The organism is Gibbsiella quercinecans (genome assembly GCF_002291425.1).
Lineage (GTDB): Bacteria > Pseudomonadota > Gammaproteobacteria > Enterobacterales > Enterobacteriaceae > Gibbsiella > Gibbsiella quercinecans.
Genome location: NZ_CP014136.1, coordinates 3,657,613 through 3,674,433 on the forward strand (window position 1 = coordinate 3,657,613; position 16,821 = coordinate 3,674,433).

At 56.9% G+C, this 16,821-nt stretch carries 13 protein-coding genes and 1 pseudogene; 7 read left to right on the top strand and 7 right to left on the bottom strand.

The features are described 5' to 3' along the window. Positions 1-453 precede the first annotated feature (453 nt). From ACN28Q_RS16865 to ACN28Q_RS16875, 3 genes are all read right to left on the bottom strand, one after another. On the bottom strand, positions 454-1,374 hold the full coding sequence (locus ACN28Q_RS16865; protein WP_095847395.1) for a LysR family transcriptional regulator: 921 nt from the start codon (positions 1,372-1,374) through the stop codon (positions 454-456). A 417-nt stretch (positions 1,375-1,791) separates the two neighbouring features. Then, a complete protein-coding gene (locus ACN28Q_RS16870; RefSeq protein WP_095847396.1) occupies positions 1,792-3,534 on the bottom strand; it encodes an ABC transporter ATP-binding protein/permease in 1,743 nt (580 codons plus the stop codon). A gap of 219 nt (positions 3,535-3,753) precedes the next feature. Beyond that, positions 3,754-4,635: an MBL fold metallo-hydrolase gene (locus ACN28Q_RS16875; RefSeq protein WP_095847397.1), complete on the bottom strand. Its 882-nt coding sequence runs from the start codon at positions 4,633-4,635 to the stop codon at positions 3,754-3,756. A 106-nt stretch (positions 4,636-4,741) separates the two neighbouring features. On the opposite strand from ACN28Q_RS16875, the gene ACN28Q_RS16880 reads away from it, so the two are divergent. Together ACN28Q_RS16880 and ACN28Q_RS16885 are read left to right on the top strand one after the other, a co-directional pair. Next, a complete protein-coding gene (locus tag ACN28Q_RS16880) occupies positions 4,742-5,650 on the top strand; it encodes a LysR family transcriptional regulator (RefSeq protein ID WP_095847398.1) in 909 nt (302 codons plus the stop codon). A 313-nt stretch (positions 5,651-5,963) separates the two neighbouring features. Next, entirely contained in the window at positions 5,964-7,127 is a 1,164-nt protein-coding gene (locus ACN28Q_RS16885; protein WP_095847399.1) for an MFS transporter, read from the top strand. Here ACN28Q_RS16885 and ACN28Q_RS16890 read toward each other — a convergent pair. Beyond that, complete coding sequence (locus ACN28Q_RS16890) at positions 7,124-8,047, bottom strand: LysR family transcriptional regulator (protein WP_095847400.1); 924 nt, start codon at positions 8,045-8,047, stop codon at positions 7,124-7,126. The genes ACN28Q_RS16885 and ACN28Q_RS16890 overlap by 4 nt on opposite strands. Positions 8,048-8,168: 121 nt before the next feature. Between ACN28Q_RS16890 and lysA the strand changes: the two genes are divergently transcribed. Further along, positions 8,169-9,425, top strand: coding sequence for a diaminopimelate decarboxylase (gene lysA / locus ACN28Q_RS16895; protein WP_095849072.1), 1,257 nt, complete (start codon positions 8,169-8,171; stop codon positions 9,423-9,425). A gap of 49 nt (positions 9,426-9,474) precedes the next feature. On the opposite strand, the gene ACN28Q_RS16900 is transcribed toward lysA, so the two are convergent. The 3 genes from ACN28Q_RS16900 to ACN28Q_RS16910 all read right to left on the bottom strand — a co-directional run bounded on the left by ACN28Q_RS16900 (position 9,475) and on the right by ACN28Q_RS16910 (position 12,123). Next, the gene (locus ACN28Q_RS16900; RefSeq protein ID WP_095847401.1) at positions 9,475-10,488 is read right to left on the bottom strand and encodes a LacI family DNA-binding transcriptional regulator; all 1,014 of its coding nucleotides are present in this window, start codon (positions 10,486-10,488) and stop codon (positions 9,475-9,477) included. Positions 10,489-10,549: 61 nt separating this feature from the next. After that, positions 10,550-11,563 (bottom strand): HTH-type transcriptional regulator GalR, encoded by a 1,014-nt coding sequence (galR, locus tag ACN28Q_RS16905; RefSeq protein ID WP_095847402.1) that lies wholly within the window; start codon positions 11,561-11,563, stop codon positions 10,550-10,552. 353 nt (positions 11,564-11,916) lie between these two features. Then, positions 11,917-12,123, bottom strand: coding sequence for a hypothetical protein (locus ACN28Q_RS16910; protein ID WP_165907092.1), 207 nt, complete (start codon positions 12,121-12,123; stop codon positions 11,917-11,919). On the opposite strand from ACN28Q_RS16910, the pseudogene ACN28Q_RS16915 reads away from it, so the two are divergent. The 4 genes and pseudogenes from ACN28Q_RS16915 to ACN28Q_RS16930 form a co-directional block, all read left to right on the top strand. Then, positions 12,062-12,190: pseudogene (locus ACN28Q_RS16915) on the top strand (TrbI/VirB10 family protein); the annotation flags it as partial. The gene ACN28Q_RS16910 and the pseudogene ACN28Q_RS16915 overlap by 62 nt on opposite strands. Beyond that, positions 12,187-12,411: a DUF2274 domain-containing protein gene (locus ACN28Q_RS16920; protein ID WP_095847403.1), complete on the top strand. Its 225-nt coding sequence runs from the start codon at positions 12,187-12,189 to the stop codon at positions 12,409-12,411. The pseudogene ACN28Q_RS16915 and the gene ACN28Q_RS16920, both read left to right, overlap by 4 nt. A gap of 291 nt (positions 12,412-12,702) precedes the next feature. Further along, positions 12,703-13,083: a hypothetical protein gene (locus ACN28Q_RS16925; protein ID WP_095847404.1), complete on the top strand. Its 381-nt coding sequence runs from the start codon at positions 12,703-12,705 to the stop codon at positions 13,081-13,083. Beyond that, on the top strand, positions 13,083-16,397 hold the full coding sequence (locus tag ACN28Q_RS16930) for an NERD domain-containing protein (protein WP_095847405.1): 3,315 nt from the start codon (positions 13,083-13,085) through the stop codon (positions 16,395-16,397). The genes ACN28Q_RS16925 and ACN28Q_RS16930 overlap by 1 nt, the downstream gene beginning before the upstream one ends. The last annotated feature ends 424 nt before the right edge of the window (positions 16,398-16,821 follow it).

The window sequence follows — 16,821 nt, forward strand, 5'->3', positions numbered from 1 at the left end:
GCGCCGCCAGGCTCCAAATGGCCCGCGGCACCGGTTGGGGCGGCTTTAACTTCCCTTTGCATGACTGGCCTGCACCGTTGCGGCGCGAGCCATCCCTATGCCCGTGAGCGGCAGAATAGAATCTGTTGCGCGGGTTTATTGCGTTACCCGTGTTTTTTCTGCGGCAATCAGTGCCGCTTGCAACAATATCTTATTCTAATCACAACCATTATTAATGTTCCACGCTTCAATTTTTTAACAAATTAACGGAGGGCATATTGTCTGCACGCTGTGGGTATTTGATTTATATGGTTATTTATTTAATGATATTAAAATCAGTTAATTAGCTTTTTTTATTGCGAGAGGGGAAATAGGGGAACCGTGATTACGCCGTAATTTTCACGAGATTATGTCTAAAAATGCAGTAATTAACGCCCGGATTACGGCAGGGTAAAAATAATAATGTGATCAGCTTCAAAAATAATGACCAATATTTTTATAGGCGATAATAAGATGTTCAATCAGCAGGCGTATTTTTAACGGCAGGTTGCGGGTATACGGGTAAACGGCATAGACGCCCAGCACCTTGCCGCAGTGCCCGGCCAGTATTTCCAGCAGTTTTCCTGCCATCAAATCTTCGTACACCATGCAGCGCGGAACCATCGCAATGCCATAGCCGCTGAGCACGGCTTTGCGGATTGCGCGGGCATTGTTGGCGGAAAAGTTGCCGTTGACTCGCAGCTCATAAATTTCGCTGCTGCCGGGGCGCTTCATCAGCCAGTTGGCGGTGCCATTTTCCTGATAGGTATAGGTCAGGCAATTATGGCTGAGCAGATCGTCCGCCGTTTGCGGCTGCGGGTGTTGTTGCAGGTAACTGGGTGAACAGACAATCACCCAATGTGAATCGAGAATCGGCCGGGCGATCAGGCTGGAATCCGGCATGGTGCCGGTGCGGATGGCCAGATCGATACCTTCGTTGACCAGATCGGCAAAGCGGTTTTCCAGGCGCATTTCTACTTTTAGCTGCGGGTGGCGGGCGCAAAATTCCGCTACGCTTTCACTGAGCAGCAGTTCGCCGGAAATGGTAGGCACCGACATGCGGATCACCCCGGTGAGTTCGTCGCTTTTCTCACTGACGGCATACAGGGCGCCCTGGATTTGCTGGCTGATCTCTTTGGCCTGGCGATACAGCTCCTGGCCGTTTTCGGTCAGGGTCAGGCTGCGAGTGGTGCGGTAAAGCAGACGCGCACCGAGGGATTTTTCCAGGCGGCCGATGCGTTTGCTGACTACCGAACTGGTGATGCCCGCGGCTTCCGCCGCTTTGCTAAAAGATCCGCAGTCGACAATCAGCGCGAACAGCAGCAGGTCGTTGGCGTATTCGTGGCTGGCTAACATAACGCTCCGTGTTTTCAAGGCGGGTTGGGCGTAAGTTTACGGCATGCCGGTCAGTAATCAATCACTTCGCGCATCGCCTGCCGGGCAAAGAGAATCGCCCGCGGCGAACATACGCCATAGCGGCGCGGCGCCGAAACATAGTATATTGATGGCTTAACGCCTGTGTCATTGAGGAGACTGCATGTCGTTTTATAGCCCGCGTCGCATAGTCCTTTATACCGCAGCGGTGATTGCCATCCTGGTTATCGTCGGGTTGGTGACGCATTTTACCGTTGGTTGGTTGAACTGAATTAAGCGTTTCTTTCTATCGAGCCGGGCATTGGGCACGCCGTTCGGGCGTATCCCCGGCAAGCGCAGATAACTACATACAGCACCGTTTTGCCGGCAGCCGGGCTTTCATCGCCCGGCTGCTTGCGTTTACGCCCCGCCTGGCAGCGGGTTAACGGTCATGATGGCCGGTTGATTTTCCTGGCGGCAGAAGCGCCAGCAGGTCTGATGATATTTCGCCACGCTGTTGCGGTGTGCGACGCTAATCAGCGTCACTTCCGGTAGCTCGCTCAGCAGCAGGCTGTACATCAGCTGTTCGGTTTCATCATCCAGAGCGCTGGTGGCCTCATCCAGGAACAGAATATCCGGCCGGGTGAGGATCGCCCGTGCAAACGCCAACCGCTGCTGCTCGCCGGGCGAAAGCCGGTGGCTCCAGTTGGCGGCGGTATCCAGCCAGCGTTGCAAGTGCTTCAGTTGGCATTTTTCCAGTGCGGCCAGCAGTTGCTCATCGTTGTATTCTGCCGCCAGATGCGGGTAGCTCAGCGCTTCGCGCAGCGTACCGATTGGGATATAGCTGCGCTGCGGCAGGAACAGCGTGCTGGCGGTGTCATCCAGCCCGATAGTACCTGAGCCGTAAGGCCAGATCCCGGCGATAGCGCGCAGCAGCGTGGATTTGCCGCAGCCGGATGGGCCGACGATCAGCACCCGCTCACCGCGTTTAGGCGCCACATTGGCGCCGGCCAACAGCGCCTGGCCGTCCGGCAACTCCAGCCCCAGGTTATGCAGCGCCAGCGGCGCAGCGTCTTCATACCGCGTGGTGATACCGTAGGATTGGTGGTGCACCTGATCGATGGCGGCGTTGAAGCCGGCTAAACGGTTGACGCAGGCTTTCCAGGTGGCCAAATTGTTGAACGCATCGATAAACCAGGACAGCGCACCCTGCACCTGGCCGAAGGCCGAGGCGATCTGCATCAGCCCGCCCATCTGAATGGCACCGGAAAAATAACGCGGCGCCGCCACCAGGATCGGGAAAATATTGGCGAACTGGCCATAGAAGTTGGAGGCGATATTCAACCGCCGGGTAACGCGCATGATCGCCCACCAGTTGTTGCGGATCGCGGCAAAGCGGCCGCTTAGCTGCTGTACTTCGCTTGGCTCGCCGTGATAAAGCGCGATGGCGTCGTTATTTTCGCGGATGCGAATTAGGCCAAAACGGAAGTTTGCCTCATAGCGTTCCTGGTTAAAGCCCAGCAGCACCAGTGGCTTGCCGATCCACCAAATCAACAGTGAACCCAACACGGCATACAGCAGGGCAAACCACACCATGTAACCCGGTATGGAAATGCTGTGATCGCTGATGGCAAAGGTGAGCGGGCCGCTGATGCTCCACAAAATGGTAATAAAGGAAAACAGCGTGACCAGGCTGGAAAGCAGCCCCAGCGACAGCGACAGGGTGTACTGGGTGAGCACGTTCAAATCTTCGGCGATACGCTGGTCCGGGTTATCTATCGTCTGCTGCTGTTCGGTATGATAATAGGCCTGATGCGCCAGCCACTTATCCATGTATTTGTGGGTCATCCAGTTGCGCCAATGCATCTGCAGGCCCTGGGTCAGATAGACCTTATACACCGCCAACACGATAAAAATCAGCGCCAGATAGGTGAAGCGCCATAGCTGCTGCTTGAACACCGGAAAGTTTTTATTTTGCAGCGCATCGTAGAACACTTGGTTCCACTGGTTCAGCAGTACGCTGATGTAAACCAGGCCCAGTGAGAGGGCGATGATGGCGACCAGCATGGCCCAGGCGCGCCATTTTTCTTCGGAAACCCAAAAGGGTTTGATTAACTGCCAAACAGCATGTTTAGGGGCGGTATTTTCGTGTGTAGTACTCATACTCTTCCAATTAAATCAGCAGATTGCCAGGCCACGTGGGGCGAGAGCCGCTGCGTTTCAGCATGGGCGTGGCAACGGTAACAAACAAACGGTGTGTTGTAAGTAGTTTTTTCGTTACCAGGCGTTTGCATGATTATTGCGTGTGGAAGAGGCCTGCGGGTTTGCCTGATAGGGCATGGGGCAATGCGCGGCTGCCCGGTTACGCCGGGGGCAGCGCGTTTACTGCGGCCATTGCATCTCGCCTTTCAACACCTTGGCGCTCATTTCCAGGCTCGATTCGTCTTGCAGGGCGGGATAGTGCTTTTTCATCACCGCGATCAGTTCGGCGGCATTACGGGCTTTGGGCAATTCAGCTTCAAGTGTGCTCAGGTAGCGTTGGGTAAAGGTGACCGATTCCAGGGTTTGCGCCGCGCCCGGCAGATAATGCCCCGGCACTACCGTCTGTGGTTGCAACGCCTGGATGCCGGCAAGGGTTTGCTGCCAGTGAACGCGCGAGGCTTTGGTTTGCGTATCCGCCATCCACAGATGGATGTTGTTGCCGGAAACCGGCACCCCGCCGACCACCGCCTTCAGCACCGGGCTCCACACATAGGTGCGGTCCGGCGTTGGGCCATTCAGGCCCTTGATCGCGATCTTTTGGCCGTCAACGCTAAAGCTGTCGCCCTGCAACGGCTGCGGCACGATCAACTTGCGTGGCGCGTTTTCTTTCAGGATGGGCCCCCAATAGGCCAGCTTGCCGTCTTTGCTGGCGTTGATCTCGTTGATGGTCGCCGGCGAGGCGATGATTTTCGCCGCCGGGAAGGCGGCCTGAATCACGTCCAGGCCGAAATAGAAATCCGGATCGGAATGGCTGATGTAGACGGTGGTCAGTTTCTTGCCGCCGGCCTTGATCTTTTTCACCAGAGCTTCAGCGTCATTGCGCTGAAACTGCGCATCAATCAGTGCCACTTCGTGTTGGCCGCTGATAATTTCGGATGATACCGGGAAGATGCTTTTTTCCCCTGGGTTATAAACCTCCAGCGTCAGTGGCGGCGTGACGGCGGCGGCGCTTAACGTGGTGGTGGCGCTGAGAGCCAGCGCCAGAAAAAGGTGTTTGAACATGTGTGGTGCCCTAGATGAGGTGATGTTAGCGCCATAGGATAGGTTGCATAAAACGAACGAAAAACCGGATAATCTGCAATTATCAATTGCGTAAATCGAGCGAATTATGGATCGCATTATTGCGGCAGAGGTCTTCGTCGCCATTGTTGAGCGCGGCAGCATGATTGCGGCGGCTGAAGCGTTGGGCATGTCGCGCGCCATGGTGACGCGTTATCTGGCGCAGATGGAGCAATGGGCCGGCGCGCGCTTGTTGCACCGCACCACGCGCCGCCTGAGCCTGACGGATGCCGGCGAGCGCACGTTAGAGCGCTGCCGCCGGATGCTGGCGCTGGCCGGTGAGATCGATCTGGCCAATGGCGAACAGGGGGATGAGCTGCGCGGTTTGCTGCGTATCAGTTGTTCGCAGTCGTTGGGGCAAAACGCATTGGCCCGCGCGGTGGTGGAATATCAGCAGCGTTACCCACAGGTGGCGGTCGATATGCAGATGAGCAACCGCACGGTGAACCTGGTGGAGGAACGGATTGATTTGGCATTGCGCATCACCAACGAACTGGACCCCAACCTGATCGCCCGGCCGCTATCCACCTGTGATTCAGTGGTCTGCGCCGCACCGGCCTATTTGGCCGCGCACGGCATCCCGCGCCAGCCGCAGGATCTGGCGTTGCATAACTGCCTGACCTATTCCTATTTCGGTAAAAGCCTGTGGCACTTTAACCATCGGGATGGGGAAACCGCGGTGGCGGTGAGTGGCAACCTGAGCGCCAATGAATCGATGGTGTTAATGACCAGCGCCCTGCTGGGCGCCGGCATAGCGCTCCAGCCTTACTATTCGGTGGCGCCGCTGCTGGCCAGCGGCGAACTGGTGGAACTGCTGCCGGCATACCGGCCGCGGGCGATGGGGATTTATGGTATTTACACCTCACGCCACCAGATGCCGGCGGCGGTGCGCACCATGCTGGATTTTCTGGTGGCGTGGTTTGCCAATGATGGGCAGTGGCGTGCCGGCTTACGCTAACATTATTAACGGTGGTGTAACATTTATACACATTTTTCATCATTAGCCCATTCAATCGCTTAGCGCGCCGCCAGTGGTTTTTTCTGCGCTGTGGGCGTTTTGCCACTGGCGGACTTTTTACCTGCCATGCTATTGCTATAAACGGGAACACGCTGTTTTTCCTGGGTTATATCTATCTTGCAAGCCGCTGGGGCGTTTCGCCGTGCGGCGTCTTTGTTTTCATCTTGGCGGCCGTCCGGCCGTTCACCGCGTTTCGTCTTTAATCTGCTCTGCGCACGTTGCAGCGGGGCGTTGTTGATTGGGAGCGTAATACATGCCGGCTTCACTGTTTGCACTGGCGCTAAGTGCATTTGCCATTGGCACGACTGAATTTGTCATTATGGGGCTGTTGCCGGAGGTGGCCGGCGATTTGCAGGTGTCGATTCCCAGCGCCGGCTGGCTGATCTCCGGCTATGCGCTGGGGGTGGCGATCGGCGCGCCGATCATGGCGCTGCTGACCGCCCGCCTGCCGCGCAAAAAAACGCTGCTGTTGCTGATGACGATTTTTATCGTGGGCAACCTGATGTGTGCGCTGGGCTACAGCTATGGTTTCCTGATGCTGGCGCGGGTGATTACCGCACTGTGCCATGGCGCTTTCTTTGGCATCGGCGCCGTGGTGGCGGCCAACCTGGTGGCGCCGAACCGCCGGGCCTCTGCCGTGGCGATGATGTTTACCGGGCTGACGCTGGCGAACGTGCTCGGCGTGCCGTTGGGGACGGCCCTGGGGCAGATGTTGGGCTGGCGCTCCACATTTTGGGCGGTATCGCTGATTGGGGTGTTTTCCCTGCTGGCGCTGTATACCAAACTGCCGGAGGTGCGCGACGAAGCGCCGGCCGAGTTGAAAAAGGAACTGGCGGCGCTGCGTGGCGGCGGCATTTGGCTGTCGCTGTTGATGACGGTGGCGTTTGCCGCATCGATGTTTGCGCTGTTTACTTATATCGCGCCGCTGTTGACGGAAGTGACCGGCGTGGCGCCTGCCGGGGTCAGTTGGACGCTGTTGTTGATGGGGGTTGGCCTGACGCTGGGTAATATCCTCGGCGGCCGCCTGGCGGACTGGCGCCTGGGGGTGACGCTGACCGGCGTTTTCCTGGCGATCGCTTTTTTCTCTGCGTTGTTTCACTGGACCAGCCATTCGCTGGTGCCGGCCGAGTTAACGCTGTTCCTGTGGGCGGCGGTCTCGTTTGCCGCGGTGCCGGCGCTGCAGATTAACGTGGTGGCCTACGGCAAAAAAGCGCCCAACCTGGTTTCCACCCTCAACATTGCCGCCTTTAACCTGGGCAATGCGCTGGGCGCCTGGGCTGGTGGCCAGGTGATTGCGCACGGCTTTGGGCTGACCGCGGTGCCGCTGGCGGCGGCGTTGATCGCCGCGTTCGGCCTGGCGTTGTGCCTGCTGACCTTCGGGCGCATGCGGCGTATCCGGGCGCAGCACGGCGTTTAGTGGGTCGTCACCTCCGCCAGGCGGGCGGGCAACTGTTCCACCTGCTGCTGCAGGTGCTGAATAAAGGCGGTGACTAGCGCCGAAGACGGGCGGTGCAATGGCCGGATCAGGCTGACGGTAAAGGGCACCGCCGTGCTGAATGGGCGCACGTGCACGCCGTTGCCGGCGTAATCCAGCGCCGTCAACGGGTTGACGATGGAAAGACCGACCCCCGCTTTTACCATGGCGCATACCGAAGCGGCGCTGTGGGTTTCCATCACCAGCCGCCGATCAACCCGCTGTTCCTGGAATAGGGCGTCAAGCAACTGGCGATAGCTGTCGGTGCTGGACAAACTGATGTAATTCTCGCCGTCGAAATCCTGCGGCGTCAGGATCTTTTTTGCCGCCAGCGAGTGCCCAGTGGGCAATACGCACACTTCATCCAGCGCCATCAACGTTAGCCGTTCCGTGCCGGCGGGGGTATGCGGGTTTTCCGTCAGGCCCAGATCGTGGCGCTGCGCCGACAGCCACTCCTCAAGCAGCGGTGACTCCTGCGGGATCACGCTGAAGCTGACCTCTGGATAACGGTCGATAAAAGGTTTGCAGATCGCCGGCAGCAACGATTGCGAAAATACCGGCAGACAGGCGATGGAAAGTTGCGCCTGTTCGAACTGGCGGATGCCGGCGGCGGCGTTGATGATGCGCTCCAACCCGTAATAGGAGCGCTGCACTTCTTCATACAGCCTCAGCCCTTGCACCGTCGGGTATAGGCGGCCGCGCACCCGATCGAACAGCTGCAGCCGGATCAGTTTTTCAAAGCGCGCCAGCTCGCGGCTGACGGTCGGCTGGGAGGTTTGCAGCAATGCCGCGGCTTCGGTGAGGTTGCCGGTGGTCATCACCGCCTGGAAGATCTCAATCTGGCGCAGGGTAATGGCGTGCATGGGGCTCTCTGCTGGCGGCTAAAGCCATATCATAAATGAATAGACTATGGCGAAATAGATATTTTTCAGCCGTAACGGCTTGCGGCATGATGATGAAAATCGTTATTTTGGGATAACTGCCATGCCACGCGCATTGAATGACACCACCACCGCCTTGAACGCCGCTAACCTGCTGGCGCTACCCGCCCGCTTTGGTTGCCCTGTCTGGGCTTATGACGCCGAAATTATCAAACAACAGATTGCCCAACTGCGGCACTTCGATGTGATCCGCTTCGCCCAGAAGGCCTGTTCCAACATCCACATTCTGCGCCTGATGCGTGAGCAGGGCGTGAAGGTGGATTCGGTGTCGCTGGGGGAAATCGAGCGTGCGCTGCAGGCCGGTTTTCAGCCGGGCGGCGATGAGATCGTGTTTACCGCCGATCTGCTGGATCAGGCTACGCTGGCGCGTGTTAGCGAACTGAAAATCCCGGTCAACGCCGGCTCCATCGATATGCTGGAACAACTGGGGCAGTGCGCCGCCGGGCACCCGGTATGGCTGCGCGTCAACCCGGGGTTTGGCCACGGCCACAGCCAGAAAACTAACACCGGCGGCGAGAACAGTAAGCACGGCATCTGGTATGAGGATTTACCGCAGGCGATCGAAAAGATTCAGCGCCATGGCCTACAACTGATCGGCGTACATATGCATATCGGTTCCGGCGTGGATTACCAGCACCTGGCGCGCGTTTGTGATGCCATGGTGCAGCAGGTGATTGCGCTGGGGCAGGATTTACACGCCATCTCCGCCGGCGGCGGCCTGTCGATTCCCTATCAGCAAGGGGATGAGTCGATCGATACGGAAAACTACTTCGGGCTGTGGGACGCCGCGCGGGCGCGCATTGCCGCGCACCTTGGCCACCCGGTGAAGCTGGAAATCGAACCGGGCCGTTTCCTGGTGGCGGAGGCCGGCGTGCTGGTGGCGCAAGTGCGCGCGGTGAAAGACATGGGCAGCCGCCACTTTGTGCTGGTTGACGCCGGGTTTAACGATCTGATGCGCCCCTCCATGTATGGCAGCTACCACCATATCTCGCTATTGCCGGCGGATGGCCGCGCGCTTGCCGGGCAACCGCTGCGTGAAACCGTGGTTGCCGGGCCGCTATGCGAATCCGGCGATGTGTTTACCCAGCAGGCCGGCGGCGGTATTGAAACCCGCGCGCTGCCACCGGTGCAGGTGGATGACTATCTGGTGTTTCACGATACCGGCGCCTACGGCGCTTCGATGTCGTCCAATTACAATAGCCGCCCACTGTTGCCGGAGGTGTTGTTTGAGCATGGCGTGCCGCGCCTGATCCGCCGCCGGCAGACCATTGAAGAGCTGATCGCGCTGGAGTTGGTTTAACCGTGGCACGTGGGCTGGTGATTGCCGCCGGGCCACACGCTGCCCACGGCTACTGCCCGGCGTAGGGCCCCGGCACCACGGAATCACGCAGCCGCAGTTCGCCGGTAAACGGCGTCAGCGGCGGCGTTTTTTCATGGTTAATCAGGCGGAAGGCCTGCGTGATGGCGGCTTCGATCATCGCATCAATCGGCAGGTAGACGGTGGAAAGCGCCGGGTGCAGGTAGGCTGCGCTGGGTTCGTCGTCAAAGCCGAACAGCGAAACCTCCTGCGGCAGGCGTTTCCCCGCTTCATTCAGGGCTTTCATCGCGCCGATCGCCATATCGTCATTGCTGGCAAACAGGGCGCTGAACGCCACCTTGCGCGCCAGCAGCTCGCGGCAGCCGTGATAGCCGCTGGGTACGCTGCTGTCGCCGTGGGCGATCAGCCGCTCGTTATACGGCAACCGCTGCTGCTGTAAGGCCTGGCGATAGCCGGCCAGGCGCGCCTGGGCGGTTGGCGTGGCGATCGGCCCGGTGATGCAGGCGATCTCACGGTGCCCCTGGCGGATCAAATAGTCGACGGCGTTGAAAGCGGCGCGCTGCTGCTCAAAGAACACGCAGCGTTCGCGCGCCTGGGGCAGATCGCGGTTGATGATCATCAACGGAACCGGCAGGGTGTTCAGCAGCGCCATCAGCGCGGGTTCGGACATAAAACGGGTATAAAGAATAATCGCGTCGCAACGGCGGTCTGCCAGCAACTGCACCGCCTGCCGTTCATCCTCCGGCGAGTCATGGCCGTCGGTCACGATCAGGTGCTTACCGCTGGCTTCCACCTGCTTGGCGGCCTGGCGTAGCAGGCGGCCAAAGTAGGGGCCGTCGAAGTTGGAAACCACCAACCCAATGCTGTTGGAGCTTTTATTGGCCAGCGATTGGGCGAGAAAATTCGGCCGGTAGCCCAACTCATCCATGGCTTTGAATACCGCGTCGCGGGTGCTTTTTTTCACCTGGCCGGTGCCGTTTAATACGCGTGATACCGTGGCTTTAGAAACCCCCGCGCGCAGGGCGACATCCAACATGGTGATCATCTGTGGCTAACCTCTTTCAACGTCCGCTATGACAAATTTTGCCGAGTTTAACATAGCGGCGTCAGCGATCGGCGCCCGCCAGGCTGGCGACCGAATGGCGGCGTACCAGCGTGGGGCTGAACATGTGGGTGGTCTCCGGCAGCGGCTGGTTATTGGCCAGCGCTAACGCCAGCTCGGCAGCCTGGGTGGCCATCGCCACCACCGGGTAGCGGATGGTGGTTAAGCGTGGGCGCAGGTAACGCGAGATCAACACATCGTCAAAGCCAATCAGCGAAATTTTCCCCGGCACGTCAATGCCGTTGTCGCTTAGCACCGAAAGCGCGCCGGCGGCCATCGGATCGTTGTAGCAGGTGGCGGCGGTGAACGGTTTACTGCGCCCCAGCAGCTCGATCATCGCCTGTTCGCCGCCGACCACGTCCGGCTCGCCATAGACAATCAGTTTTTCATCCAGCGCGATGTCATGCTCTTGTAAGGCGTCCAGATAGCCCTGCAGCCGGTCGGCCGCATCGGAAATCTTGTGGGTGGAGCAGAGGATCGCGATGCGCCGGTGCCCCTGTTGGATCAGATGGCGCGTGGCGAGCCAGGCGCCATAGCGATCGTCGAGCGCCACGCAGCGTTGCTCAAACCCCGGCAGCGTGCGGTTAATCAGCACCATGCCCGGGATTTGTTCCATCCACACGCCCAGTTCGCTGTCGCTCAGCGTTTTGGCGTGCACCACCAGCGCGCCGCAGCGGTGGCGCACCAGTTGCTCAATCGCCTGGCGCTCTTTTTCGGCATCGTGATAGCCGTTGCCAATCAACAGGAAGTTGTGCGTGGCGTAGGCCACCTGTTCCACCGCCTTGACCATCGTGCCAAAGAACGGATCGGATACGTCGCTAACCACCAGCCCCAGCGTTTCGGTGGATTGCTGTGCCAGCGCGCGCGCATTGGCGTTGGGGTGGTACTGCAGTTGTTCCATCGCCGCCAGCACGGCGTTACGCGATCCTTCGCTGGCTTTGGGCGAATTGTTGATGACGCGTGATACCGTGGCTACGGAAACGCCCGCAAGCCTGGCAACATCCTTTATCGTGGCCATAGTTTTCAATGATCCTGGGTAACCGCTTACACGCCCACAGTCTTGCGGAAAAAAACCGGCGCTGCAAGCGGCGGCAGCGCCAACTGTGGTGTTACCGGCATAATTGGCGCTTTACACCGCTCGTTACACTTTGCGCGCTAATGTTTCGATTGTTCGTTGGCCGCCTGGCCGGGCTACGCGCTACAGTATTCGGACCCAGAGGTATTGATTGGTGAGTGTCAACATTCGTGTTGAACCCATTGTCCTTGCACCAACCTACGCAGATGCGTAGGTTTTTTTTTGTTTCACGATGACTCCAGTACCGCAGTTCACTGGACTACGCCAAGGCTAGGTACAGCAGGTTTATCAATCCATTAGGCGAGTTCAACCAACATATGCCGGTGCTTTCCAAAACTTGACCCGGCTTCCCATCGCGTGGCCCCAATGCGGATCTTGGAAACCGGGCTTTCCGAGGAGTCATCATGGCGAAGATCAAGCTCGCCAAGTCCGCAGTCGATGCGGCCCAACCTTAACATCCAGCCCACGCTGACCAGCCGCCCTGGCTTGCCGGTGCGCATCATCGTCAACTGCCATCTGGTGCTACGGCCCTATCAGCCGATGTTCTTCAACAAGTGGACTTCGCGATGAGCACGACCAGTAAACTGCTGCTGGGGCCCCTACCCAAGACCGAGAACGTCAAGCTGACCTTTGTCTGCCCGGCTAGCCTGAAAGCCGACCTAGACCGTTACGCCGCGCTGCATGCGCAGGTGTATGGCGAGGTGGTCGATGCCGCGACGCTGATCCCGCACATGCTGGAAGCATTCATGGCGGGGGAGCGGGGGTTCAGAAAGGGGGCTAGGCCGAAGTAACAAAAAACTAAATAGAATTCTATAATTTCCATTATCGACCAGGAACTGCCGATCGTCCCCCGTTTGGCCTACAGTTTCAGCCTGGCTGCGGCCAGAGCGAACATTTTAACGTTCACCGAGCAGCACGTCGCGGAAATTATGCTGGGGCACAAGTTGTCCGGGGCTTGGTAATTCTGTGAGCAGTATGATTATCAGTCGGAGCAGGCGAAAGTATATGGCGGCCGGATTTAGCAGTTGGGAAACTCGGGGGGGGGATGTGGTAGCTTGGTATGTTATTTTCACGGAGGTACTATGGATTTGTTTTCCAGGCGACAGGGATATTCAAGGCCTGATGCAGAAATCAGTATCAGGCACGAGGCCCTGCAAAATCTGTCACGTAGGCCTCAACCTGAAATTAGTGGGGCGATCCAACATGCGATGGCCGCTCTTGAGTACGTGGCGCGAGACGTTGTAGGAAGCAAAGACACGCCGGGTCAACTGACCCAGCGAAATTCCGGACTTTTTCCCAAGCCTGTCGATCAGATCGTTGAAAAGGCATGGGCCTACTCCTCCAACTTCGGCAGGCATCTCGTGGAAGAAATGCCGCCTGAATTTGAAGAAGCGGAATTGATGGTCGGGGGGAGTGGAGTGCTGTGTCGATATTTGGCGCGTCGTACGGGTGATTCAAACTGATGAGCACAGCACGTCACGGTGGGAACGGCGTCCGGCTATTTATCGGAGAGCGGCTTGAACACGCCTCGGATCGCGAGGTTTTGGTCACCGTTTGCGATGCTCTAGAAAAGGGCACTGAGTGGGCCTACATATTCGCCAACTTCAACGTTAATGGGCGTCAGGTTGATGTCGCGGTCTTTTCCGCCACAACTACGCTTGTTATTGAAGCCAAGGGATACACACTGCCCATCAAGGGAGGTGTGAACGGCAGTTGGACCCAGGTCGGATCGTACGGTAGTCGAAAGCTACGCAACGGGTACATTCAAGCCTTGGATGCCAAGAATGCGTTGCGTGATGCAATGGCCGAGCTATTCGGCGCTCTTTCCGGCTATCCCAACTCCTTGCTAGCCATTGCGCCGGCGATTCCGTCAGGCTCCTCGTTGCCACCGAGTGATTTCAAGGTGATCACTGGCGGGCTGGATGCGATCGAGGTTGCTCTCAGCACAATGTCAGGAGCCTTGTTGAGTGAAGAGCGATGCCAAGTGCTCGCAGCTCATTTGAACCTTGAACGCGTATCGGGAAAAGATGCGGCAATTCATGAAACTGTGCTCTTATCAGAGCGAATAGTGTCAAGTTATGAGTCCGCTTTTTTGGAGTTTCACGGGCCAATCGGTGCACGGCTGGCAGAGGACCAATACCACCTTGATGACAAATTTATCTCGGCATCTAAGATTCTAGAGATGGCCCTGTCGTCGAAATCTGCGCTTCTGATCAGAGGGCCGTCAGGATGTGGAAAGTCCTTGCTGAGTGCACGCATCGCCACGGAATGTATCCAGGCCGGTGTGCTGCCTATTCACATCCAAGGCAAAGACTTCGAGGGCAAGCTGCAGAAGATCATTGACGTCGAGCTTGGACTACTAGGCACTTCCGCGCGCGATTTCCTAAGAGCCAGCCGCCTCCTTGCAAAGCATATTGTTCTGTTTCTCGACGGCTACAACGAGTGTCCAGAGCCTTTGCGAACTGCTTTGACGCGAAGTCTCCAAGCGTTCTCACTGCGCTATGGTGCGGGCATTGTTATTACCTCACAATGCACCCTTGCTAGGCAAGACCTTCTGCCAGTCGAAGAAATTCTTGTCAATCCGCCACAACCCAAGCTGAAGTCATTGCTTGCAAAACTTAGTCGGGAAGATGAAAACTTCACGAACTGCCAACCCCTCCTAGAAATAGCGCGCTCAGGACTTGAAGCGGAACTTATTGGGCAGGCCGCTGCATTACTGCCTGCCGGAGCAAGTAAGTTCGTTCTATTCGACACAGTCGCCCGAATGCGTTTCGGTGATTCCGCAGCGGCGGGAATTCGGCTGCTTTCCGGGTTCGCAGGAGAACTGTTCTCCCAAACTGCATTTAGTTTGTCTGTTCGAGAATTTGACAGGTTTTGCGATGCGGCAGGCGTGACAGACGCAACATGGCACGCGGTCCTTGAGTCGCGGCTTGTGTCACAGCGCGGTGACAGACTCAGCTTCTCTCACGAAATGTTTTTCTATGCCTTCATGGCAGAATTTGTGGTTCGCGCAACTCACAAAGATTCTGAGCGTGTGCAAGCTATGCTGCGATCGCCGCGATTCCATGGCTCCAAGGTTCTTATCCTAGGGGCGATGGAGGACGATTCGACGCTAAGGGATATTCTGGATAAGACCACTGATCAGGGCATCCTGGAGTCTTGTGTTCGGGGGGAATGTGGAGGTGCAGCTAGACGTATCGTGAAAGCAAAGCTCGACGTGCTGCTCGCCGAAATGGTCGCAGAGCCTTCTGAACTGCACTTCCTTCTGAATGGCGAGGGGTGGCATAGCTGTTCGATTGAGACTGGCGAACGTCGGCCAATCCTCTCGACGTTTGAAGCTTTTCTTCCTGCTATTGGCTGGCTTCTAATGCAGGGAATCCACTTCAATCAAATCATGACGGCATGTCGTGCCATGGAAGAGAGAATTGTCGAAGCCAATCATGATCTCTATGAGGAAGCAAGAGCCAAAGAGGTGCCGCTTCGGCATGAGATCTTTAGCCAAGTCTATGTGTTCAATCGCAAGGTCGCGCTGTCACAGCTTGTGTCCTTTATCCATAGTGGAGGCCTGAGCTTTCGCCACAATCCAGGGCGTGAGTTTGGTGAGGCCCTAAAAGGAGCATGGAATGAAGCGAGCACGCATAGCGAGTTCTACGTTCTTATCGGAATCACCAGGTTCACGGAGCATACATCATGGGCAGCGTCATGTGTGTTGAATCTTCTTGAACGACTAAGGAGCTTGCCCTACCACCTTCAGCTAGCCACAATGGATTTTTGTGTCCACTTGAGAGATGTGGATGATGCCGTCAAGGCGAAGATGATCGTGGCGCTTGAGGACTCCATGGATAAACTCGGCGTGTTTATGAATTCCATGATTTTCGATGCACTGAAGAGTTTGGGTGGACTAGACGCTGAAGAAGAAAATTACAGAACGGCAGTCTTAGAGGAGATCAAAAGCGTGTTCTCCGAGTCGGGGCCCCAGGCCAATACGGAAGCATGGGATATCTTCTTGCGACAATTCGATCACCCGTATGACAGAATTTATTGGGAGGAGATCGACAATCTCGCTAGCGATCAGAAGCGGCAATTCCTATTCAAGGCGCTCAAAGGGGCGAGCACAGAGTATGTTTCGTTTGTCGGCATTCTGATTCGTCAGCTTACAGACTTCGGTGATCCAGCAGTTTCCGAAGCTATTGAGCCATGGCTTAGGTTGCCAGCCAAACGGTCGGTCATGCCGCAAGATGCGGTCGAGGCATTTTTCGCAGCACACGAAGCAATGGGAATTTTGAGCCTTCCACTTCCTGCTGCTCCGACATCGCCGGTCGATGTCGATGAAACCATGCGGGCCTGCGGGGAATTAGCTTACTGGGCTTGCCGGTTGAGCGATTACGAACTCGAATCCTCGCCCCAGACTCTCAGTGCACGAACTACGTTACTGGCTTACTCCGCATCGGCAAGTGCCGGAGCACTGTGGTATTCAACATCTCAAATGTTGTCTTCGGATGGTACAAGAACTCACGTTACAACGAGTTATCCGAACACAGCCCTGGCTGTCTGCCGTGATGCATTGACCAATCGCGAGTCGCAGAAGACGTACCACGAACACGGGTTCATGAATGATCTGACGCGAATTGTTTCCTTTTCCATTCAAGTGATTGGGCAGTTTGGAGATGCCGACGACTTGCAACATTTACGCAGTCTTTGCGACGAAGAGGAGCTAGGTCATGAAGCACTCAACGCGATCCAGAAGATTGAAGACCGTGTTCGTTACCGAAAGTAAATGCGTCAGCGGGGATATTCATGTCCATCGGAACCTCTTATCTCTGGCACTGCGTCTCTTGGCTCTTTCTATTGACTGTCGGGTAATACGAAATTCTGGGAGCGGAGTCGCTGCATAGAAATGTATTACGTGCTTCATGTGCAGCGCCGACCGTCATCGCTGCATAGCAGGCCTTGATCAAGTCGGTTCGAACGACTCGAAGATCTACTCGGCATGTTGCATTTTGGTGGCTAACTCGCTCCTTCTTTGTTCTGGATGGAGCGTGAAGAAATGAACTACGATGACGATATAAGCCCACTATCTTTCTCTTGGCAATCGTCACCTTTACAACACGCCCCCGGCTTGCTTTCTCTGGGCTTTTATGTGGCTTCCAGCCCACAACGCTGCATCTCCCGCAAGCGGTATGAAAAGTGGCGTAACCATC